Here is a 21,055-nt window from a genome sequence, read left to right on the forward strand (position 1 = left end):
ATGACATGACCACCGATGACACGCGGCTGACCGGTGCGGACGCACGCGCCTGGCTGCTGGCGTACGCGGACCGGGTGCGGCGAGACGTCGACGAGCTGACCGATCTGGACCGCAGAGCCGGCGACGGAGACTTCGGCTGGAACATCGCGACCGCGCTCGATCGGGCTCGACCCACCCTGACCGACATTCCCGACACGGCGCCCCCTCCGGACGCCTTCAGGGCCGCGTCCGATGCTCACCTCGGGGCCGGCGGCACGAGCGGCCCGCTGTTCGGCCTCTGGTTCGGGCGGCTCGCGCAAGGCCCCGGCGAGCCGTGGTCCGGACCCGCTCTGGCACACGCGTTCCAGAGCGCCGTGCAAGCCGTCTGCCGGCTCGGGAACACCGACGTCGGGCAGAAGACGATGGTGGACGCCATGGTCCCCGCCGTGAAGGCACTGGAGGCCGAGCCGCTCGCACCGGCATGGCGCGGTGCGGTCGCCCGCGCGGCCCGCGCCGCCGCCGACGGCGCCGAGGCGACCCGGGACATGCTCGCCCGCCGCGGACGCGCCAGCTACGTGGGCGAGCACGCGCGCGGGGTGGTCGACCCAGGGGCGCTGGCCGTCGCCTGGTTCTTCCAGGCCGCCGCGGACACGCGGGCGGCGGCATGACGTCCGCGAACGCCGGTCACGCCGGCAAAGTCATCGTCACCGTCGCCCCCACCGGGGGGTTCCTCACACGCGCGGACCATCCGTACGTCCCGACCCAGCCGGAGGAGATCGCCGCCGACGTCGCACGCTGCGCCGCCGCCGGTGCCAGTGTCGCGGCGCTGCACGCGCGGCGTCCGGACGGCCAGGCCACGTGCGACGCGGCGATCTACCGCGACATCAACGCGCGGGTCCGCGCGGCGTGCGATGTGGTGATCAACAACTCGACCGGTGGAGGAATCAACGGCGACTTGCTGCGGGTACGCCCGGACGGGTCACGGACGATCGACTGGGACGCCCGCATGGAGGGCGTCGACGGCGGTGCCGACACCTGCACGCTGGACGCCGTCACCGCCTACATCAGCGGGCCGGACGGGCGCGAGGTGCTCATGGACACCCCGATGGAGCGGGCCATCGAACTCGCGGCGGCGATGTTCGAACGAGGGATCAAGCCGGAGTGGGAGGCGTTCGGCCCATCCCACCTGGCCCGTGAGGTCACCCGGCTCACCGCCCTGGGCTTCGACGCCGAACCGTACTGCGTGAACCTGGTGCTCGGCCTGGACACGACGTTCCAGAACGCGGTCCCCTACACCCCGGCCGACCTCCAGCACATGGTCGACGCCCTCCCGGACGGCTCGATGTTCACCGTGGCGGTCAACGGGCCTCAGCAGTTCCGGGGGCTCGCGCACGCACTGGCTCTCGGCGGGCACATCCGGGTCGGCATCGAGGACAATCCCTGCCTCGTTCCCGGGGAGCCGGCCGAGAACGTCCGCCTCGTCGAGCGCGCCGTCACCCTGGTCCAGAGCCTCGGCCTGGAACCCGCCACCCCCGACGAGGCCCGCCGGATCCTCGGCCTCCCCGCACGAGAGGACGCCGCCCATGCCATCTGAACAGGACCCGGATCGCGTGCCGCTCCGCTCGCAGGAGTGGTTCGGCGGCTCCGACATCAACGCCGCCATGCACCGCTCGTGGATGAAGAACCAAGGAGTCCCGGACCGGATGTTCGACGGCCGTCCGGTCATCGGGATCTGTAACACCTACTCCGACCTCACCCCCTGCAACGCCCACTTCCGGGAACTCGCCGAACAGGTCAAGCGCGGTGTGCTCGAAGCGGGTGGGTTCCCGGTGGAGTTTCCGGTGATGTCGCTGGGCGAGACCATCGTGCGGCCGACCACCATGCTCTACCGCAACCTGGTCTCGATGGAGGTCGAGGAGTCCATCCGCGCCAACCCCGTCGACGGGGTCGTGCTGCTGTGCGGCTGCGACAAGACCACGCCGGCGCTGCTGATGGGCGCCGCCAGCTGCGACCTGCCCACCATTGTCGTGTCCGGCGGGCCGATGCTGAATGGCAGGTGGCAGGGCCGGACGGTGGGCAGCGGCACCTCACTGTTCGAGATGAGCGAGGAGGTGCGGGCCGGCCGCGTCACCGAGTGTGAGTTTCGCGCCGCCGAGGGCGCCATGGCGCGCTCGGCCGGCCACTGCAACACCATGGGTACGGCATCGACGATGGCCTGCATGGTCGAGACCCTCGGCCTCGCCCTTCCCGGCAACGCCGCGATCCCCGCCGTCGACGCCCGGCGGCGCCTGCTCGCCAATGAGTCGGGGTTCCGGGCGGTCGCGATGGTCCGCGAGGACGTACGGATGTCGCGGATCGTCACCCGCGCGTCCTTCGAGAACGCCATCAAGGTCAACGCGGCGATCGGCGGATCGACGAACGCGGTGGTGCACCTGCTGGCGCTGGCCGGACGGCTGGAGATCGATCTGGAGCTGGACGACTTCGACCGCGCGGCCAAGGGCGTGCCGCTCCTGGTCGACCTGATGCCCGCCGGACGGTTCCTGATGGAGGACTTTCACGCCGCCGGCGGTCTGCCCGTCGTGGTGAAGGAACTGGGCGACATCCTGCACACCGACGCGCTGACGGTGAACGGCCGGACGCTCGGCGAGAACTCCACCGACGCCGTCGCCTGGGACTGCGAGGTCATCCGGATGGTGGGCGAACCCCTGCTGCCCGACGCCCGCATCACCGTGCTGCGCGGGAATCTGGCGCCGTCGGGAGCCGTCATCAAGCCGGCGGCCGCCTCGCCGCACCTGCTGCGCCACACCGGTCCGGCACTGGTGTTCGAGGGCATGGACGATTTCCGTGCGCGCATCGACGACCCGGACCTGCCGGTGGATGAGAACACCGTCCTGGTGCTGCGCCACGCGGGCCCGCGCGGGTTCCCCGGGATGCCCGAAGTCGGCAACCTGCCACTGCCGAAGAAGCTCCTGCAGGCGGGCGTGACCGACATGGTCCGCGTCTCCGATGCCCGCATGAGCGGGACGGCGTTCGGGACGGTCGTGCTGCATGTCGCGCCTGAGGCCGCCGCAGGCGGTGCCCTGGCCGCCGTACGCGACGGCGACCTGGTGGCCCTCGACGTCACGGCCGGCAGCCTGCGACTCCTCGTCGACGCGGAAGAGATCGATCGTAGGATCGCCGCGGCGGCGCCGCCGCTCCCGCCGGAGACCGGCTACGCGAGTCTCTACGTCCAACACGTCCTGCAGGCCGACCGGGGCGCCGACTTCGACTTCCTGGTCGGCCGGCGCGGAGCGGCGGTGCACGGTGACAACCACTGATTCGCCGCGCTCCTCGGTGGCCGTCGTGACCGGGGCGGGAAACGGGCTCGGCAGAGCCATCACCCGCGCGCTGCTCGACGACGGCCACATGGTCGTCCTGGCGGGCCGTACGCGGGCATCCCTGCAGGACACGGCCGCGGACCATCCGCGCGCCGAGGTGGTCGTGGCCGATGTCACGTCCGCCTCGTCGGTCCGCGCGCTGTTCGCCTCGGCGTGGGCGCTGCACGGCCGCGTCGACGTCCTGGTCAACAACGCGGGGGTCTTCGGGCCCGAAGGCGCGATCGACGAGGTGGAGGACGGCCACTGGCACGACGTCCTCGCGGCCAACGTCACCGGTTCGTTCCTGTGCGCGCGGGAGGCGGTCCGCATCATGAGACGGCAGCGGCCGCGCGGTGGCCGGATCATCAACAGCGGGTCGCTGTCGGCGCACGTCCCGCGGCCGCACAGCGTCGCGTACACCGTCAGCAAGCACGCGATCACCGGGCTCACCGCCGCGATGAACCTCGACCTGCGCGACCACGGCATCGCCTGCACCCAACTGGACGTCGGCAACGCGGCGACGGCGATGACCGCCGGCATCGGCGTGGAGGCGCTCCAGCCGGACGGCACGCGCCGGGCCGAACCGACGATCGATCCGGTGGATGTCGCGCGCTTGGTCGCCCATGTCGTGTCGCTGCCGCTGGAGGTGAACGTGCCGTCCCTCACCGTGATGGCGCGGACGATGCCCTATGCGGGCCGCGGCTGACGTGTCGTCAGCGCCGCTGCAGGATCGGCCGGACGATCGAGCGCGCCCGCTCCAGGTCGCGCGAGATCGTCATGGCCGTCGTCCGCACGGCGGCGTCCATGCGGGCCGTGTCGATCCTCCCGACGACCCCGGACATCGACACCGCCGCCAGCACCTCGTCGTCCGGTCCGGTGATCGGGGCGGCGATCCCGACGATGCCGTTCAGCGCCTCCTGTCTGTCGAAGGCCACGCCACGCCGCCGGACTCGCTGTAGCTCGGCCCGCAGCGCGCTGTTCTCCACGATCGTGTGCGGTGTGAAGCGCTGCAGGACGCCGGGGATCACCACCTGTTCCGCAGGCATGAACGCCAGGATCGCCTTCCCGGACGCACTGGCATGTGCCGGCCAACGTCCTCCCGAGTGCTGCGGCAGCCGCGGCCCCTCGTCACTGCGGAAGACCTCCAGGTGAACGACGTCGAAGCCGTCCAGCAGGGCGAGCCCGACGTTCTGCCGGGTCGCCTCGTGCAGCGTGAGCAGGTGCCTCCTCGACGCCTCGCGCAGGTCCCGCTGCTGCGGCGACGTCTCGCCGATCTCGAACAGCAGGAGCCCCGGGCGGTAGTCCGGCCCGACCCTCTCCAGCAGACCGACGCGAACGAGCTCGCCCACCATCCGATACACCGTCGTCTTGGGCAGGCCCGTTCGCTGCGTCAGCGCCGCGGCGCTCAGCACGCCACGGCAGTGCGCGAACTGCTTGAGAATCTCGGCGACGCGGCCGACCGCGGTGATCTCCCCGGTGTTCCGATGAGCGGGACTCATGCCGGAATTGTGCTGACGGAGTAGAAGAAAGTCCAGGTCATCCTCGGTATCCGCACGGCCGTCGCGCGCGGCACGTCACCCGTCGCACCCACGAAGCACCATCCTTACCTCGGCACAAGGGAGCTTGCGCGCTCACCCTCGGCCACGGGGAGCACCGATTCCCATTGAACGGGAATCCTCGTGGGCGGCCGAGACCCGCGGCCGGCCGTCGATCCGGCAGGTTCGGCACCGAGTCCGTCCTGTCGTGCCCCGTCGATCGTGATCGTTGTTGTGCGGGTTCGTTACGCCGAGGGCCGATGGTGTGGATACTGAAAAAATCATGAACTTCGACGCCACGTCCGAACCCTCCTCGCCGTCCAGCGCCGACTCCGTACGACGCCAGGTGGTCGAGGTCGCCGCTGAGATGATGCGGGGCACCGCCGCCCCGGCGCGCGGAGCCTCGGAGTCATCCGACCAGTCCGCGATGACCCTCTATCTCGCGCTGCTGACCGACCGCCTGCCGGTCTACGCGCGCACGATGACGGAGCTGGAGTCTCGGGTCGGGGAGGCGAGCGTCGAGGCGAACCTCGTGCCCGTCGCCCAGGCGACGATCCGGTTCTACTGCGAGATCCTCGCGGCCAAGGTGAGCGTCTTCACCAAGCCCGACCAGCTCCTTCGGCTCCGGCGCGTGCTCACCTCGCGCGGCATGGGACCGCACGCCGCGGACTCGCGGGTCGCCGCCTACCTCGACGGTGAGCGCGAGCTGGGACGCGTCGCGGCCGACGTCGACTGCGAGGCCGCCGCCCAGCTCCTGATCGGCACGTGCGTCAACTACGCGTTCACCAAGATGCTCCTGGACGACGTCGCGCCGCAGCAGCACTTCATCGACCGGGCGATCCGCGGGCTCCGTCTCGCCCCGTGACGCCGGCGGCCCCGCCTCACGAGGGGCCGGTCAGCCGGACGGGCAGCCTCACCAGTCTGATTAGCAATCCGTAGCGATCGTGTGGCGGTGACCATGTTGTCGACCTTGAGCATGCCGATCAGCGGCCAGTCGTCGGGGATCCGGCCGTTCTGAACGGCGGTCCAGTTGCGCCGGTCCTTGCTGACGCGCGGGTCCTTGACCAGGGCGAAGAGTTCGGCGTGGCGGGTGACGGCCCAGGCGTGGACACCGCCGGGCAGGACGACGCGGACGACCGGACCGGCCGCGCGGAGGCGTGCGGCCTCGCCGTGGTGGTCGGCGCCGGTGGGGTCGAGGGTGATCTCCGGTAACCGGTCGCGGGGGGACGTCATCGGCTGGCTCCAGTGGGTGAACGGTGGCGCGGGGCGGTGGTGTCCGATGCCCACCATGCCTCAGGCGCATGGAGGAGCGCACGGGCGAGACCGCCGGGCATCGGCACCCCGCCGCCGTACGGCCGTCAGCCGCCCGCCATGGCGCCCACCACGAGGAACGGCTCGGCGCCGCGGACGACCGCGTCGGGCAGTGGCGCGTCCGGCGGGTCGTGGGACAGGTCGTTCTCGCAGGCGTAGAACCGGATGAACGCGCGGCGCCGCCCGGTGCCGTGGTCACGGATCGTCCCGCGCAGCATCGGATACCGCTCCTCCAGCGCGTCGAGCACCGAGCTCTGCGTGACCTCGCCGTCGACGTCCAGCTCGACCTCGGAGCCGGTGCGCGCGAGGACCCGCAGGTGGGCCGGGAGCACGACGCGGATCACGACAGCGTCTGGACTTCGACGGACAGGACGGCCGGCAGGTCGCGCACGATGGGCGACCAGGTGTCGCCGGAGTCCGGCGAGACGTACACCTGCCCGCCGGTCGTGCCGAAGTAGACGCCGCAGGAGGCGAGCCGGTCCACGGCCATCGCGTCGCGCAGGACGTTGACGTAGCAGTCGCGCTGCGGCAGGCCGTTGGTGAGCGGCTCCCACTCGTCGCCGCCCGTACGGCTGCGGTAGACGCGCAGCCGCCCCTCCGGCGGGTAGTGCTCGGAGTCGCTCTTGATCGGCACGACGTAGATCGTCTCCGGCTCGTGGGCGTGCACCGCGATCGGGAAGCCGAAGTCCGAGGGCAGGTCGCCGCTGACCTCACGCCAGGAGCCGCCCCCGTCGTCGCTGCGCATGACGTCCCAGTGCTTCTGCATGTACATGGTGTCGGGGCGCGCGGGGTGCAGCGCGATGCGGTGCACGCAGTGGCCGACCTCGGCGTCCTCGTCGGGGATGCCGCCGGACCGCAGGCCGCGGTTGGCCGGCTGCCAGGTCTGGCCCGCGTCGTCGGTGCGGAAGACGCCCGCGGCCGAGATCGCGGCGTACATCCGCGCCGGATCCTCCGGGTGCAGCACGATCGTGTGCAGGCACATGCCGCCGGCTCCGGGCTGCCAGGAGGAGCCGGAGCCGTGCCCGCGCAGGCCGGGCAGCTCCCGCCAGGTCGTGCCCCCGTCGGAGGACCGGAACAGGGCGGCGTCCTCGACCCCGGCGTAGATCGTGTCCGGGTCGGTGGCCGAGGGCTCCAGGTGCCAGACGCGGGCGAACTCCCAGGGGTGCGGCGTGCCGTCGTACCACTGGTGGGTGCCGGTCTCGCCCTCGTACCGGAACTCGTTGCCGACCGGCGTCCAGGTCGCGCCGCCGTCGTCGGACCGCTGGATCAGCTGGCCGAACCAGCCGGTGGACTGGGCGGCGAACAGCCGCGACGGGTCGGCGGGCGAGCCGGTGACGTGGTAGATCTCCCAGCCGCCGAAGTGGGGGCCGCTCACCTCCCACCGCTCCCGCCGGCCGTCCGACGTCAGGATGAACGCGCCCTTGCGCGTGCCGACCAGTACCCGTACTCCGCTCACCGGTATCCCTCCCTGGGTCCGTGCGGTGACCGCCGGTCGCGGCTCACCAGGGATTGTGACCGGTGCCACGGACGGAATTCATCGGTACGCTGCGATGTCCTGAATGTCCCGGCGGTCCGCGAGGAGACACATGCACGGTCCGGCAGGCGCCTCACGGGCTCCCCGGGACCCACGTGCCGGCGGCTGGGCCGCGCCCGGTTTCGAAGCCGTACGCGACGGTTTCGAAGCCGGGCAACGAGACGATCCGGGAGCCGCTCAGCTCGCCGTCTACCAGGACGGGCAGCCGGTCGTGGACCTGTGGGCCGGTGCCGACCCCATCGGCGGGAGGCCGGTGAGCGGTGACTCCCTGAGCGTCGTCCTGTCGGTGACCAAGGGCGTCGTCGCCACCTGCGCCCACCTGCTCGCCCAGCGCGGGCTGCTCGATCTGGACGCGCCCGTCGCCGCCTACTGGCCCGAGTTCGCCCAGAACGGCAAGGAGACCATCAGCGTCGGCGACCTGCTCGCGCACCGTTCCGGGCTCTCCGCCTTCCCGCCGGAGGCACGTGTCGGACTCGCCGAGCTCCTCGACTGGGACCACTGCACCGGCGTGCTCGCCGCCATGGCCCCGCTGTGGCGGCCGGGCACCGCCTGGCACTATCACGCCCTGACCTACGGCTACCTGGTCGGCGAGGTGATCCGCAGGATCATCGGGCACAGCGTCGGAGCCATGCTCGCCACGGACCTGTCCGCCCCTCTCGGACTGGACCTGTGGATCGGCCTGCCCGCGGCCGAAGAGCCCCGCGTGCTCGCGCAGTTCACCGACGAGCCGCGCCCCACCGCCCGGCAGATCGACGAGGCGCTGGCACGTTTCGGCATCGACCGCGGGGACCCGCTCGTCGGCGGCACGCTGGCGACCATGGCCTCGGTGGCCGAGGCCGCCGAGGCCTTCAACCGCCCCGCCGCCATGGCCGCCGAGATCCCGGCCGCCAACGGAGTCGGCAACGCCCGGTCCCTCGCCCGCCTGTTCGCCGCGCTCATCGGGCCCGTGGGCGGGACGCGGCTCCTGACCGCGGAGGCCCTGGAGCGCGCCACCGCGCCGCAGACCGATCACCTGCCGACCCCGAGCCCTCTCGACCGCATGCCCGCGGGAAGCCGGTCCCGGCACGCGCTCGGCTACGAGCTGCCCGCCTCGCACCTGCCCATGCTGGGAACCGGCTCCTTCGGGCACGCGGGCGCCGGCGGCCGCCTGGCCTTCGCCCAGCCCCGAACCCGGACCGCCGTCGCCTACACCTGCACCAACCTGGCATGGGACTCGGCGGCCGGACCCGACCCGCGATGGGTTCCCTGGACCACCGCCCTGCGCGACCGCCTCGGCCTCACCTCGACGTGATGTCGCGCCCGCCTCGGCGCCTCCCGGCTCACCAGGGACGGTGACCCGAACCGAGGCGCGCATCGGGCCGCGAAGGTACGTTTCAAAAGTCCTCGTACCATCACCGGCCGGGCCCGCCGGCCGCATTAGGCTTCCCCGAATGGACCTGTTCAGCGACGCCCTGCTCGACCTGGCACGTCCCCACCTCGGCTGGGCCGCCGAACAGCTGGGCGCCTTCCACTCCGTCGTGCCCGCGGGCGCCGTCGGCTACGACGCCGACGCCCGTACCGCCCGGATGGGCGACCTGGAACTGCGCGCCGATCTGCTCGGCACCTACGCCGAGGACGCCACCTTCCAGTGGGGCTGGGCCAAGTCGGGCCTCGCCGGAATGCCGGCGATCAGCGGGCCCCTGGAGCTGCGGAGGATCGGCGAGCGGCACGGCGTCCCGGAGCTGACCACGGAGATGGTCGATCTGCGCGGCGTCGCGGACTCCCGGCTGGCCGCCCAGCGGCTCGGCCTCATCGCCATGGCGCTGCTGGGCGCGCGAGGGGCGATCGACTTCTGCCACGGCGGCAGATCCCTGACGTTCCTGGTCACCGACGATCCGGCCCTGCCGGCGAGCCGGCCCGATCCCGCGACGGTCGGGGAGGCGCTGCGGACCGGCGCCCAGATGCTGCCCGGGACGAACGCCGCCGAGGTGGTGAGCGGGTACGCGGCGCACCACGGCCTCACCGTGCGGGACGTCCCGGAAGGCCTGGAGCTGGACCTGCCGGGCGACCACCGTGTACTCGTCCACCTCGACGGCGAACGGCTGGGCGAGGTCGTCGTCACCGGACCGGACGGTCCGGTCGCCGCCGCACCTCTGCCGCCCGCGCCGGCCGCCGACGGCGCGGTCGCGGCGTTCTTCCCGCCGAGCCTGCTCACCGAACTCGCCCGTGGCGCGGCGGAGGGGCTCGACCGGGGAGCCGTCGCCTTCGGCGACCACCTGGAGAAACTGGGCTGGCCCGACCGGACCCCGTCGTCGTGGGAGGCCGGGGTCGTCCACTTCGGCGACGTCTTCTCCGCCGAGGCGTATGAGATCGGCGTCTACCACCACGACACGCGCACCTGGCACTGGGGCGACGGGGACGGGGTGGCGCGCCTGCGCGCGATCGCCCGCGAGCACGGCGCGGACCACCTCGCCGCCGACCAGGTGGTCCTCCCCGACGCCCCCGGTTTCGAGGGCTACATCGTCGTCCTCCTGGTGCGCGCGGCGACCCAGCTCGGACGCGCCCGGGGCCTCGCGTCCGTTCCGACTGAGGACGACGGCAAGCGCTATTGGGCCGTCACCGACAGCCGCGTCCCCGAACCGGCGAGCTCGCTGCCGCTGATCTGCGAGGTCATCCTCTCCATGGCCGACTGCCTCCAGCAGCTGACGCCCCAGCGGGACCGGTACGCGACGATGCGCGCCATGGTCCTCGGATACTTCGACGCCTACGGCATCACCCCGCTGTACGTGGGCGAACCCGAGCTGCTCATCGGCACCCGTGGCCCGCGCGAGGTACGGGTCGAGTTCAGCCACGACGGCACGATCAACCGGGCCTACTCGGGCCTTCAGGGCACTCTGGGCTGAGGCGTCTCCGCTGAAGTCATGACTCCGTTTTATAGCTCTTTGCGCCTGCATGACCTTCGAAGGGAGCGATGCGATGCTGGGCTTTGCCGTTGTGCCCGAGGTATGGGTCAAGGCAGGGCGTGGTATCGATGAGGCCTCCTCGCGGCTGGCCGATGGAGTGTCCGTGTTCGCCGGAGTCATTGGTGGCCAGCCCTTCGGTAGCGACGATTTGGGCCGGGGGCTGTTCGAGGGGAACACCGGTTCGGGCGCGGCGGGGTTCGCGCAGCGGCGGGATCGGTTGTTGAAGGACTTGCCCGCCATTGTGAATCTGCTGCAGGGGATGGCGGCGGGGCTGGTCGGTGCGGGTGATCGGTACGCCGCGGCCGACCAGGCGATCGCGCAGGTGCTGAGCGGCCGGCAGGCCCCGACGGCGCCGTCGAGGCTTCCTGGGGGTGGGCCGGGGGGTGTGCGGGAGTATCGATTGCCCCCGATACCGGATGGGCTTCCGTCGAGCGCGCCGCCACCGAATCTCGTGATGCAGGCGTTGTGGCTCTTTGAGCGGGCGGGATTGACGGTTGCCTGGCCTGACGGTGATTCGGCGGCGGTGGAGCGGGTCGGAGGTGCCGCGACCAAGCTGGGTTCGGCCATCGATACGGTGCGCGGGCATGTCGCCGACCATGCTCGACGGGTGACCGGCAGCGGGTCCGGCGAGGCGACCGAGGCCTTCGGGGCGATCGCGCGGACGGTGTACGCGCAGGACGGGCTGTTGGCGGACCTGAAACAGCGGTGTGATGATCTGGCCGGCTACTGTCGAACGGCCGCCGATGCGATCGTTACCGCCCAGTGGCATTTCGTGGCCTCAGCGGTGTTCGCGGTGGGCTTGATGTACGCGGTCAGCATGCTCGGCCCGTTCGTTGAAGCCGGAATGGCCTGGGCGCTGTCGATGATCCGGCTGGAAGGCGAAGCGCTGCAGATCATCCTCAATCTGCTGTTCGAAGCCGTGGTGGGTGGGGTCTTTTCCGCCGGGTCAGATGTGATCGAGCAACTCTTCCGCGGCGGGCACTTCGACTGGAGCGAGTTGGGCGGCGCGCTCGGCCAAGGCCTGATGCTGGGCGGGCTGATGGGCGGCGCGAAAGCGGGACTGCCGGCGGTGTTGCGCCGCGGACCAGCCACCATCGGCCTGGCCAAGATGATGGAATCAGCAGGCGCCGCCGGCATACTGTCCCGTTTCGCGGTCGGCTGGGGCGTCGGTACCGGAGCGATCGCGGCCACCAACAAGATCACCGGACACGGCTGGGACCTGGAACACGCCTGGCAGACCGGCCTGGCGATGGCCTCCATCGGCGCCGGCGCCGAAGGCATCACCCACCTGCGCAAACTCATCCGCCACACCGATCAGTCGCATTCGCCCGCTGTCGGCATCCCGCCTTTTGACGACCCATTCGTCCGGTCCGGCGGAATCGTGGACGGCGAGGTGATGACAGTACGCGATGAGATCTTTCCAAAGCCGGAACACCTGCTCGAAAGAGTGCTCGTTGAGCCCGCTCACGCCGAGCTCGGATCGGCCGACCATCCACAGTCCGCACAAAGGGCCGCCGAGATCCACGCCACCGCCGCGCATGAACCTATCGACACGATCTCGACGTCAATAGAATCCACGGCACACACCGAGGTCACGGTCGGCCCGACCGATCACCCATCCCCCACCGCTCTCGCCGGACGCGCCGAAGCCCGTGTCGCGAACATCGAAACGATCGACGGCCCGGGCAACAACCACGTCCACGAAATCATCAATGGCGCCGCCGATTACAGAGCCGTGCCGAGCCTCGCCGACCCGGTCACCGGCGGTATCGGCTCGACCGGCCAGGGTGCTCACCTCCCCCGGTCATCCGCCGACGTGTCAGGCGACAGCATGCTGGCCGACGCCACCACACAGCCGACGGGCCACCATGATTCCAGGCTGGCCATCGGCAGTGAGCCCAGCAGCGTGGATAACGGCGGAAAGAGCATTGCGGGCATTCTCAATGTCAAGGCTGCGGATACGCCGCCCAAGGTCGATGCCCCGGAGATCATTCCACCTACCGCGCATGGGCCCACAGATGGCGCCACGCTCGCGCGGCAGGCCAAGGATATTCATGCCACGCCGCAGCCGACTCGTCGCAGGGAGCCTGACGGTATCGAGCCAGCCGGCAATGAGGACCGAGCCGTGCTTTCGGTAGGTGCCGAAAACGACACGTCACGCTTCGCCGATAGGCCGGCACGCGATGTCGATGAACTAATCAAACGCCTCAACGAATTCGGGCCGAAGCTTCCCGGCATCGAGGATTCGACGTCGTTTCTGAAGGAGCTGACAGGCAGGGTCCGCGAGGAGGCGTACCGTCGCGGGACGTCACCATCGGCAGAGTTGCAGCAGTTCGTCGTGCAACGGATCATGGCGCGTAGCTTCACCGCGAACCCTCACGACTGGAAGATCAAAGGCGGCCAGGGAATGCTCGCACGCTTCCCCGATGCCCGGGTCAGCGGTGATGTCGACTTTGCCCGAATCGATAAGGCCGCGCGGCCGGAGATGGAGGGCGACTTCGCCGACGCACTCACGCTGGATCTGCACGACTATCTGGCGTTCGAGCCGCTTGGGACCGCCGATCTGCTAGGCGGAGCCGGTGCACGGGTAGCCCACCGGGTGACGCTCGGTGGCCGTGAGTTGATGAACTTCGAGGCCGACCTGCTCCCTAATGAAGGAAGTCCCGAGTGGATCGCCCCGGAACTGATTCCGTTTCCACGGCACATCTTCTCGACCGGGGCGCCCGGGGAGAGTCCGCAACTGCGGGTGCTGTCGCTGGAGGATCAACTAGTCCAAAAAGTCGTGGCAATGTACACACAGGGGTTGCGGACCGCGGAGAGCCGGTGCATCCACTGCTTTCGCAGATCCGAGAGTATCTTCGCCTGCCAGGAAGGCGATCTACCGTGGCGCGTCAAGGACCTCGTTGACACGACGTTCCTCGCGACCAAGCGGTCATGGGACGCCGAAATCATGCATGCCGTTTTGCGCGCGGAGGTTGACTTCCGAATCACGCGCGGTGACCCGGTGACGATTCCGAGGCGTTTCCGGGTGCCGAATCCGAACTGGAGCGAGGGATTCGCGGATTACGCTGGAAAGACACCCGGGCTTGCGTTCAAGACCCTCCCGGAGGCGAAGCCGCTTCTCAAAGCGTTCCTTGCCCCCCTCCTCAGCGAACACCCATTGGCGGGGCGTTGGGATCCGCTTCGACATGAGTGGATCGACCTGAAGCGCCTGAGTGACGAGGCCGAGCGGCAACGGGTCCTTGTCGTCGCTCACGCCAGCGGCCGTAACCAGGTCCGTGTCGGGGGACTCGCCGTCGCGACCGGGAAACTCACCACAGAGATGGCCGGTCTCCACAACACAGACGTCACTCTACTCACCGTGGGACCGGCCGAGCCGCATGGACACGCGCGCGTCACCTCGATCCCCACTCACGAAGCCGGGCGGTCAAGGCAAGCCCAGCTGCAGGATGTCGCACGATATGGCTGGCCCGAACAGATCGAGGGACTGCCGGTGCACGGTTACGACGGTTTTGATTGGGTCATCGGCCATGGGAAGGCCTCCGGGTCCGCAGCGATGCTGATCCGGCAGCGTTGGTATCCCTACGCAAACCTGATGTATGTCACACATGAGCCTGCGATGCGGTATGCCGAGATCCAAGGAGTCCTCGAACGCGGAGCAAAACGCGCGGCGGAAGAACGCGAATTGATGCAGAATGCCGACCTTGTGGTCGGAGTCGGCCCACTGAATACCGACGTTGCGCGAGAGATGACAGCAGGGAGTCAAAGCGCGCCGAATCACCATGAGTTGATCCCTGGCATCGACACTGCCAGAGAGGCCGTCGCATCATCCACCGGCGAGACCTTCAATGCGCTGTTTACGACAAATCGCGTAAGCGACCCTGTCAAGGGCTACGACGACCTCTTGGCCACCGTGAAGGAGTTGCGAGACCAAGGCGTACCGATTCGTCTACGTGTCCGGGGAGTACCGGGAGAGAACGTAGCCACCGAACAACAACATGCGGACGAAGTCCTCGGCGCTTCGGGCATTGTCGAAATCCTGCCACACACCACAGACACCGACGAGCTCAGCGCCGACCACGACTGGGCGCATGTCGCGGTGATGCCGTCTCGTATCGAGGGCTTTGGCATGGTCGGCAGCGAGGCGGCTGGACGGGGAGTGCCTGTGCTCGTGAACGCCGAGAGCGGTTTCGCGAAGTTCCTCGAGGACGCGAGCCGTGTGCCGCCCAAGCTCGGCCAGCCGAGCGTTACGCCGGATCATGGTATGGCCGAAGACACACCAACCCGCATCGAGGCATGGTCCAGGGTGGTAATGAGACTTGCCGCCGACTATCCAGCACGACGCATGACCGCAGCCAAGCTGCGCGAGACATTGCAGGGCTATTCGTGGCGAGATGCGGCAGAGGCGCTCAGTAAGGCGATGGAGGGAACGGAGGAGGAAGGCTACCGCTACACCGTGCAAGGGCCCCACGGCGAAATCCGCCTACACGACACGGGCCCATCCTGACTCCGCCGGCCAAGCCTTCCGATGTGCACGGCGCCGCCCCTACCCCGATCAGGCCACTTAGAAGTCGTCTCATTTGGCGCGTTCGGTAGTCTGCGGTGGTGGGGATCGTTGAGCGCCTCGTGCCGGATGAACTGTGGGAGTTGTTCCAGCGGGTCGTGCCGCCTGCGCCGTCGCGGCCGCAGGGTGGCGGCCGGCGTCGGTACGGAGACCGTGAGGTGCTGGCGGCCATCGTATTCGTCGCCACCTCCGGCTGTACGTGGCGCCAGCTGCCGCCTTCCTTCGGGGCTTCAGGGCCCACGGCTCACCGCCGGTTCACCGAGTGGAGCAAGGACCGGGTGTGGGCCAAGCTCCATCGCTTGGTCCTGGACGAGCTTGGCGCGCGTGGCGGGCTGGACTGGAGCCGCTGCGCGATCGACTCGATGAACATGAGGGCCATGAAACGGGGGACCTGACAGGTCCGAATCCTGTGGATCGGGGTAAGTACGGCTCGAAGATCCACTTGATCACCGAGCGGTCCGGCCTGCCCATATCCGTCGGAATCTCGGGTGCGAACCTCCACGACAGCCAGGCCCTCATCCCACTGGTCAGCGGCATTCCACCGATCCGCTCCAGCCACGGTCCGCGTCGTCGGCGTCCCGCCAAACTGCACGCGGACAAGGGCTACGACTACAACCACCTGCGCCGATGGCTTCGCCTACGCGGGATCACCCACCGCATCGCCCGCAAAGGCATCGAGTCCTCCCAACGACTCGGCCGTCACCGCTGGACCGTCGAACGCACGATGGCCTGGCTCGCCGGCTGCCGCCGCCTGCACCGCCGCTACGAACGCAAAGCCGAGCACTTCCTCGCCTTCACCAGCATCGCCTGCACCCTCATCTGCTACCGCAGACTCAGGACGGCTCCATGCATTGGCACAGCTGAGCCATGATGGCCCGCGTGAGCAAAGAAACCGCGTTCGAGGCCGTATCTCGCCTTTATCAAGAATTCATGAAACTGCCCTTTCCTCCCAGATTGGCAGGTGCGGACCGAGCCGGCTTTGACCTGGTGATGCTGGACTCGGACACCGCAGCCTGGGTTTCCATCTGGATCAAGAACGGCGGCGAGCTCGAAGCGCAGGGGCGGAGTGGCCTGCTTCGCTGCATCGCCCGCTTGGACCAGGTCATACCTGTACTCAGCGAAGCGGACGACCCCGAGTACTGGCACCACCTACACGAGATGGCTCGGCTCGTTGCGGATTCCTAGCCACCAAATGAGATGACCTCTTAGAGCGTCGCCCGGCACCAACGTCCCCGCACTAGCACACCTACCAGTCGAGGCCCGAGCGACCGGACCGGTCAGCCGTCCGCGACCAGCAGCCGGGTGCCCGGCGACAGCGCCGCCCGCTGCGCCCGCGTGATCGCGGCGTCGGTGACGAACGCGCCGATCTCGGAGTGCTCGCAGATCGGGACGGGCGCGGTCTGGCGCAGCTTGGCGGAGTCGGCAAGGAGCACGACGTGATCGGCGATGCCGATGAACGCACGCTTGACCTCGGCGTCGAGAGGCGTGGCGCAGTACGCACCCCGCTCGCCGAGCCCGCTCGCGGCCAGGAAGAAGGTGTGCACGCGTAGTCGGCCGATCGCGGCGACGGTGTCCGGCCCGGTGAACGCCTGCGTCGGCGGATGGTGGAGGCCGCCGAGGCCGATCAGGGTCGTGCCGGGGCGCTCCCCCAGCACCGTCATCGCGGGCAGCGAGTGGGTCACGACCGTCACGTCGCGATCGCCGGGCAGCAGCCGGGCCAGCTCCAGCGTCGTGGTGCCCGCGTCGAGGCCGACGGTCGCGCCGGGCTGGACGAAACGCAGCGCCAGCTCGGCGATGGCCCGCTTCTGCTCCGAGCGCGCCTGCGACCGCACGCCGAACGGCGAGCGCGGGGTCACGCCGCCCGGGGCCACCGCGCCGCCGTAGACGAGCTCCACCAGGCCGAACTCGGCGAGTCTTTGCAGGTCACGCCGGACCGTACGCTCCGAGACGGCCAGGTCGGCGCCGAGGTCGGGCGCCGACACGTAGCCCGTCTCCCGGAGCCGGCGCAGGATCTCCTCGCGCCGCTCGGGCGCGGAGTTGTATCGCAGCTCGCCGCCGCGCTCTCCGGTGACCACGTGCTCGACCGTACCCGGCCTCTTGCCAGAATGTCCTAACTCGGACGACAATTGTCCGAAGCTTGACATCTCGGGGAGGGCGGGTGCGGGAGACCAGCCGGCGGGCGGAGATCGCCGCCGACGACCGGTTCACGGTGATCGTCGATGACGACCCCACCGGCACCCAGTCCGTGAGCGACGTCGACGTGATCCTTCGCCCCGGCCGGGCCGCGTTCGACGCCGCCGCCGCGCACCGTTCGGTGTTCGTGCTGTCCAACAGCCGGGCGCTGCCCGAAGGCGAGGCCGCCGCCCTGGTCGCCGGCATCGCCCGTACGGCCGAGGCCGCGGCGCGCGCCGCCGGTCGCTCCCTGCGGCTGGTCCTGCGCGGGGACTCGACCCTGCGCGGGCACGTGTTCGCCGAGGTCGACGCCGTGTCGCCGGGCACGCCGGTGCTGTTCGTGCCGGCGTTCGTCGACGGCGGCCGGTTCACCGAGGACGGCGTGCACCGGCTGCGCACGCCCTCGGGGCCGGTCCCGGTCGCCGAGACCGAGTTCGCCCGCGATCCGGTCTTCGGCTACACGAGTCCCGACATGGCCGGCTGGGTCCGCGAGGTCGGCGGCGGCCGACGGCACGCCGTGACCGTCCCCCTCTCCCGGCTGCGCTCGCGGGGGCCCGACGCCGTCGCGGACGCCCTGGCGTCGGCCGGGCCGGACGCCGTCGTGATCCCCGACTGCGTCACCGAGTCCGACGTCCTCGCCATCGCGGCGGGGCTGGTATGCGCGGAACGCCGGGGCGCGCGGGTACAGGTCCGCTGCGCCGCGTCGCTCGCCGCCGCGCTGGCGGGCCTCACCACCCGGCCGCTCGACCGCGTCGCCGTGCCGCCGCCCGGGCGGGTGCTGGTCGTCTGCGGATCGTTCACCGAGGCCAGCACGCGGCAGCTCCGCGCCCTGGACGGGCTGTGGGAACGCCGCGTCGAACTGCCCGTCGCCCCGCGCGCGGGCGACGACCGCGCCCTCGCCGGCGCGGTCCGCGAACGGCTGACCGAGGACGGCCGCGCGCTGCTGGCGACGGACCGCACCCCCGGCCACGACCGCGTCCCGGCGGCACCCGCGCTCTTGATGGAGACGCTGGTCGCGACCGTGCGCCACCTGGCGACGGAGGTGGACCTGGTCGTCGCGAAGGGCGGGATCACCTCGGCGCGGCTGGCCACCGACGCCCTGGAGGCGACGAGCGCCCGCGTACGCGGTCAGATCCTGCCCGGCGTCCCGGTGTGGGACCTGCGCACACCACGGGGCCACCCGGCGTACGTGGTGGTACCCGGCAACGTCGGCACCGACGGCACGCTCCGCCACATCCTCGCCCAGGTCGGCCCATGACCACGCTAACCGCCGCAGGAGCGGCGGCCGGTGCCTTCGGCGCGGTGCCGGCCGGCGAGGCGGCGTGACGCTCATGAGCACGCTCGCGGGTCTCGACATCGGCACGACGCATACCAAGGTCGCCCTCTACCGCGCCGACGGCACGTCCCTCGTCTCTCGTCGGGACCGGACGCCCGGTGACGCGGACGCCCTGCGCACGACCGCGCTGCGGCTGCTCGCCGAGTGTGTGGCCGAGGCCGGGACGGCGCCCGCCGCCGTCGGCGTCGCGAGCATGGCCGAGACCGGCGTACCGCTGGATAAGGGCGGCGATCCGGCCGGGCCGCTGCTGGACTGGCGCGATCGGAGCGCCGCGGACGAGGCCGGCGTGCTGGCCTCCGAGGTGGGGTCCGAGGCGTTCTTCGCCGTCACCGGCCTGCGTCCGGGGGCGAAGCTGCCGCTGGCCCGCTGGATGCGGTTGCGCCGTCACGCCCCCGACGTGCTCCGGCGCATGGCGTGCTGGGTGAGCGCCGCCGACCTCGTCGCCGCCTCGCTCACCGGCGTGGTCGCCACCAGCCCCACACTGGCCTCCCGTACCGGTGCCTACGACATCCACCAGGGCGCCTACCGGCCCGACCTGCTCGACCTGGCGGGTCTGTCCCCCGACCGGCTGCCCCCGGTCGTCACCGGCGTGGCCGGGCGGGTCGGCACGGCCGCCGCCGGGCGTACCGGGCTGCTCGCCGGTACGCCGGTGGTGGTGGCCGGTCACGACCACATGGCCGCCGCATGGGCGGCCGGGGTCCGCGCGCCGGGGCGGGTGGCCGACTCCATGGGCACCGCGGAGGCGATCGTGACGCCGGTCGCGGCGGTACCCGCGCGGGTCGTCGACGGCGCGACCGTCGGCCCGTTCGTCGACGGCGCGTCGTACTGCCTGATCAGCGGCCTGCCCGCCAGCGGCGGGCTGGTCGAGTGGCTGCTGGGACGGATCGCGCCGGCCGGCCATCCCGACCCGCACCGGTGGTTCACCGAGCTCGTCGGCCCGCCCGAGGCCCCGCCGACCGGCATCACCGTGCTGCCGTACCTGCGGGGCCGTGCCGCCCCGGAACCGGATCCGCGCCGCACGCTGTCCATGCACGGCCTGCGGCCCGAACACACGCTCGCCGACCTGGGCCGCGCCGTGCTGGAAGGGCTGTCGATGCAGGCCCGGTGGATGCTCGACACGGCGGGCGGCGGCGTACGGCCCGGCTCGGTCACGGTGTTCGGCGGGCCGGCCGCCAACCCGACCTGGATGTGGATCAAGGCACGGCTGACCCCGGCGCCGCTCGCGGTCGTGCCCGGCGCGCACGGCGCGGCGCTCGGCGCGGCCCAGCTCGCCGGCCGCGCGATCGGCCTTCCGGACGGTTTCGTCCCTGCTCCACCCCGGGCTCCCGTCCCCGCACCCGAGTGGGAGGAGGCGTACCGGTCGAGGTTCCTGCCGCTGGCCACGGCGCCCTCTCCCTCCGACGAACAGGAAGCACCATGACCTCTCCCACCCTCGACCCCACCCTCGACCGCCTCGCGCGGCCGTCCGGAACCTTCGCCATGGTCGCCATGGACCAGCGTGACAGCCTCCGTACCATGCTCGCCGAGGACGGACACCCGTCCGACGACGCCGCCCTGACGGCGTTCAAGCTGGAGGTGGCGGCCGTGCTCGGGCCGCTGGCCTCGGCGTTCCTGATCGACCGGCACTACGCCTTCGCCGACCTCGTACGGGAGCGGTCGCTGCCGCCGGGCTGCGGGCTCATCCTGGCCGCCGACGCGCTGACCCAGCCGCCGGGCGGCGCCGTCGAGGACACCGAACTGGACCTGGCGGTCGACCCTGGACGGGCACGGCGCGACGGCGTCGTGGCGCTGAAGCTGCTCGTCATCTGGAAGCGCGACGGCCAGGAGGCGCGACGGGAGGAGATGGCCCACCGGTTCGTCGCCCTCTGCCGTGACGCGGGGCTGCTGTCGGTGCTCGAACCCGTCGCCGTCCCGGCACCCGGGCAGACCGGCTTCGACCTGGACGCGGCGATCCTCGACGCGGCCGCCGCGCTCGGCCCCTCGGGACCGAGCCTGTACAAGGCGCAGGTGCCGCGCCGGGGACGCGGCTCGATGGGCGAGCTGGTGAGCGCCTGCGAGAAGCTGGACGGCCGGCTCGCCCGGCCCTGGGTCGTGCTGTCCAACGGCGTCGAGGCGGCGGACTTCCCGGCGGCCGTCGAGGCGGCCTGCCGCGCGGGCGCCTCCGGCATGCTCGCCGGCCGCGCCCTGTGGCGTGACGCGATCGCCACGCCCGACCCGGCCGAGGCGCTGCGGACCCGATCCGCCGACCGGCTGCGGCGCCTGGGCGAGACCGTCGACCGGTACGGCCGCCCGTGGACCGAGGCCGGCTGATGCACGCTGAGAGGAA

At 70.9% G+C, this 21,055-nt stretch carries 18 protein-coding genes; 14 read left to right on the top strand and 4 right to left on the bottom strand.

Annotated elements, in window-relative coordinates:
- The first annotated feature begins 5 nt into the window (after positions 1–5).
- Genes ACQEV1_RS34445 through ACQEV1_RS34460 form a run of 4 tightly spaced genes read left to right on the top strand, consistent with a single transcriptional unit; the run spans position 6 to position 4,041 of the window.
- On the top strand, positions 6–647 hold the full coding sequence (locus ACQEV1_RS34445) for a DAK2 domain-containing protein (RefSeq protein WP_433399475.1): 642 nt from the start codon (positions 6–8) through the stop codon (positions 645–647).
- Positions 644–1,573, top strand: coding sequence for a 3-keto-5-aminohexanoate cleavage protein (locus ACQEV1_RS34450; RefSeq protein WP_433399478.1), 930 nt, complete (start codon positions 644–646; stop codon positions 1,571–1,573). The genes ACQEV1_RS34445 and ACQEV1_RS34450 overlap by 4 nt, the downstream gene beginning before the upstream one ends.
- On the top strand, positions 1,563–3,296 hold the full coding sequence (locus ACQEV1_RS34455; RefSeq protein WP_433399481.1) for an IlvD/Edd family dehydratase: 1,734 nt from the start codon (positions 1,563–1,565) through the stop codon (positions 3,294–3,296). The genes ACQEV1_RS34450 and ACQEV1_RS34455 overlap by 11 nt, the downstream gene beginning before the upstream one ends.
- Complete coding sequence (locus tag ACQEV1_RS34460; protein ID WP_285629869.1) at positions 3,283–4,041, top strand: SDR family oxidoreductase; 759 nt, start codon at positions 3,283–3,285, stop codon at positions 4,039–4,041. Before ACQEV1_RS34455 ends, ACQEV1_RS34460 begins: the two co-directional genes overlap by 14 nt.
- Before the next feature lie 7 nt (positions 4,042–4,048).
- Here the strand turns inward: ACQEV1_RS34460 and ACQEV1_RS34465 are convergent, their stop codons facing one another.
- Positions 4,049–4,834, bottom strand: a complete 786-nt coding sequence (locus tag ACQEV1_RS34465; protein ID WP_285629867.1) for an IclR family transcriptional regulator — start codon at positions 4,832–4,834, stop codon at positions 4,049–4,051.
- 319 nt (positions 4,835–5,153) lie between these two features.
- Here ACQEV1_RS34465 and ACQEV1_RS34470 point away from each other — a divergent pair, with 319 nt between their 5' ends.
- Positions 5,154–5,735: a TetR/AcrR family transcriptional regulator C-terminal domain-containing protein gene (locus ACQEV1_RS34470; protein WP_285629865.1), complete on the top strand. Its 582-nt coding sequence runs from the start codon at positions 5,154–5,156 to the stop codon at positions 5,733–5,735.
- 218 nt (positions 5,736–5,953) lie between these two features.
- Positions 5,954–6,082, top strand: a complete 129-nt coding sequence (locus ACQEV1_RS34475; protein ID WP_433399486.1) for a hypothetical protein — start codon at positions 5,954–5,956, stop codon at positions 6,080–6,082.
- A gap of 146 nt (positions 6,083–6,228) precedes the next feature.
- Here the strand turns inward: ACQEV1_RS34475 and ACQEV1_RS34480 are convergent, their stop codons facing one another.
- Both ACQEV1_RS34480 and ACQEV1_RS34485 read right to left on the bottom strand, forming a co-directional pair.
- Positions 6,229–6,525 (bottom strand): MoaD/ThiS family protein, encoded by a 297-nt coding sequence (locus ACQEV1_RS34480; RefSeq protein ID WP_285629861.1) that lies wholly within the window; start codon positions 6,523–6,525, stop codon positions 6,229–6,231.
- On the bottom strand, positions 6,522–7,637 hold the full coding sequence (locus tag ACQEV1_RS34485) for a WD40/YVTN/BNR-like repeat-containing protein (RefSeq protein WP_433399489.1): 1,116 nt from the start codon (positions 7,635–7,637) through the stop codon (positions 6,522–6,524). Before ACQEV1_RS34485 ends, ACQEV1_RS34480 begins: the two co-directional genes overlap by 4 nt.
- 130 nt (positions 7,638–7,767) lie before the next feature.
- Between ACQEV1_RS34485 and ACQEV1_RS34490 the strand changes: the two genes are divergently transcribed.
- The 5 genes from ACQEV1_RS34490 (at position 7,768) to ACQEV1_RS34510 (ending at position 16,406) form a co-directional block, all read left to right on the top strand.
- Positions 7,768–9,006, top strand: a complete 1,239-nt coding sequence (locus ACQEV1_RS34490; RefSeq protein WP_433399492.1) for a serine hydrolase domain-containing protein — start codon at positions 7,768–7,770, stop codon at positions 9,004–9,006.
- Between the two features lie 139 nt (positions 9,007–9,145).
- Entirely contained in the window at positions 9,146–10,597 is a 1,452-nt protein-coding gene (locus ACQEV1_RS34495) for a DUF6882 domain-containing protein (protein WP_433399494.1), read from the top strand.
- Positions 10,598–10,670: 73 nt separating this feature from the next.
- Entirely contained in the window at positions 10,671–15,164 is a 4,494-nt protein-coding gene (locus ACQEV1_RS34500; RefSeq protein WP_433399497.1) for a nucleotidyl transferase AbiEii/AbiGii toxin family protein, read from the top strand.
- 98 nt (positions 15,165–15,262) lie between these two features.
- Positions 15,263–16,092 (top strand): IS5 family transposase gene (locus ACQEV1_RS34505; RefSeq protein ID WP_433399500.1). Its coding sequence is split into 2 segments (ribosomal slippage): positions 15,263–15,605 and positions 15,605–16,092, totalling 831 coding nucleotides; the frame shifts between segments, so codons are not numbered across the junction.
- A gap of 8 nt (positions 16,093–16,100) precedes the next feature.
- Positions 16,101–16,406: a hypothetical protein gene (locus ACQEV1_RS34510; protein WP_285630316.1), complete on the top strand. Its 306-nt coding sequence runs from the start codon at positions 16,101–16,103 to the stop codon at positions 16,404–16,406.
- Positions 16,407–16,498: 92 nt separating this feature from the next.
- Here the strand turns inward: ACQEV1_RS34510 and ACQEV1_RS34515 are convergent, their stop codons facing one another.
- Positions 16,499–17,296, bottom strand: coding sequence for a DeoR/GlpR family DNA-binding transcription regulator (locus ACQEV1_RS34515; protein ID WP_433399503.1), 798 nt, complete (start codon positions 17,294–17,296; stop codon positions 16,499–16,501).
- An 83-nt stretch (positions 17,297–17,379) separates the two neighbouring features.
- Here ACQEV1_RS34515 and ACQEV1_RS34520 point away from each other — a divergent pair, with 83 nt between their 5' ends.
- The 3 genes from ACQEV1_RS34520 (at position 17,380) to ACQEV1_RS34530 (ending at position 21,039) form a co-directional block, all read left to right on the top strand.
- The gene (locus ACQEV1_RS34520; RefSeq protein WP_433399506.1) at positions 17,380–18,651 is read left to right on the top strand and encodes a four-carbon acid sugar kinase family protein; all 1,272 of its coding nucleotides are present in this window, start codon (positions 17,380–17,382) and stop codon (positions 18,649–18,651) included.
- 73 nt (positions 18,652–18,724) lie between these two features.
- The gene (locus tag ACQEV1_RS34525; protein WP_433399509.1) at positions 18,725–20,149 is read left to right on the top strand and encodes an FGGY-family carbohydrate kinase; all 1,425 of its coding nucleotides are present in this window, start codon (positions 18,725–18,727) and stop codon (positions 20,147–20,149) included.
- Positions 20,146–21,039 carry a hypothetical protein gene (locus tag ACQEV1_RS34530; protein WP_433399511.1) on the top strand — a complete coding sequence of 298 codons (894 nt, stop codon included), beginning with the start codon at positions 20,146–20,148 and terminating at the stop codon, positions 21,037–21,039. Before ACQEV1_RS34525 ends, ACQEV1_RS34530 begins: the two co-directional genes overlap by 4 nt.
- Positions 21,040–21,055 lie beyond the last annotated feature (16 nt).

This window comes from Actinoallomurus sp. CA-142502 (assembly GCF_050936355.1).
Lineage (GTDB): Bacteria > Actinomycetota > Actinomycetes > Streptosporangiales > Streptosporangiaceae > Actinoallomurus > Actinoallomurus iriomotensis.

Excerpts from the sequence above, each read along its gene's own strand:
- ACQEV1_RS34445 (WP_433399475.1), top strand. The coding sequence starts at position 6 with ATGACCACCGATGACACGCGGCTGACCGGTGCGGACGCACGCGCCTGG.
- ACQEV1_RS34450 (WP_433399478.1), top strand. The coding sequence starts at position 644 with ATGACGTCCGCGAACGCCGGTCACGCCGGCAAAGTCATCGTCACCGTC.
- ACQEV1_RS34455 (WP_433399481.1), top strand. The coding sequence starts at position 1,563 with ATGCCATCTGAACAGGACCCGGATCGCGTGCCGCTCCGCTCGCAGGAG.
- ACQEV1_RS34465 (WP_285629867.1), bottom strand. The coding sequence starts at position 4,834 with ATGAGTCCCGCTCATCGGAACACCGGGGAGATCACCGCGGTCGGCCGC.
- ACQEV1_RS34470 (WP_285629865.1), top strand. The coding sequence starts at position 5,154 with ATGAACTTCGACGCCACGTCCGAACCCTCCTCGCCGTCCAGCGCCGAC.
- ACQEV1_RS34490 (WP_433399492.1), top strand. The coding sequence starts at position 7,768 with ATGCACGGTCCGGCAGGCGCCTCACGGGCTCCCCGGGACCCACGTGCC.
- ACQEV1_RS34495 (WP_433399494.1), top strand. The coding sequence starts at position 9,146 with ATGGACCTGTTCAGCGACGCCCTGCTCGACCTGGCACGTCCCCACCTC.
- ACQEV1_RS34500 (WP_433399497.1), top strand. The coding sequence starts at position 10,671 with ATGCTGGGCTTTGCCGTTGTGCCCGAGGTATGGGTCAAGGCAGGGCGT.
- ACQEV1_RS34525 (WP_433399509.1), top strand. The coding sequence starts at position 18,725 with ATGAGCACGCTCGCGGGTCTCGACATCGGCACGACGCATACCAAGGTC.
- ACQEV1_RS34530 (WP_433399511.1), top strand. The coding sequence starts at position 20,146 with ATGACCTCTCCCACCCTCGACCCCACCCTCGACCGCCTCGCGCGGCCG.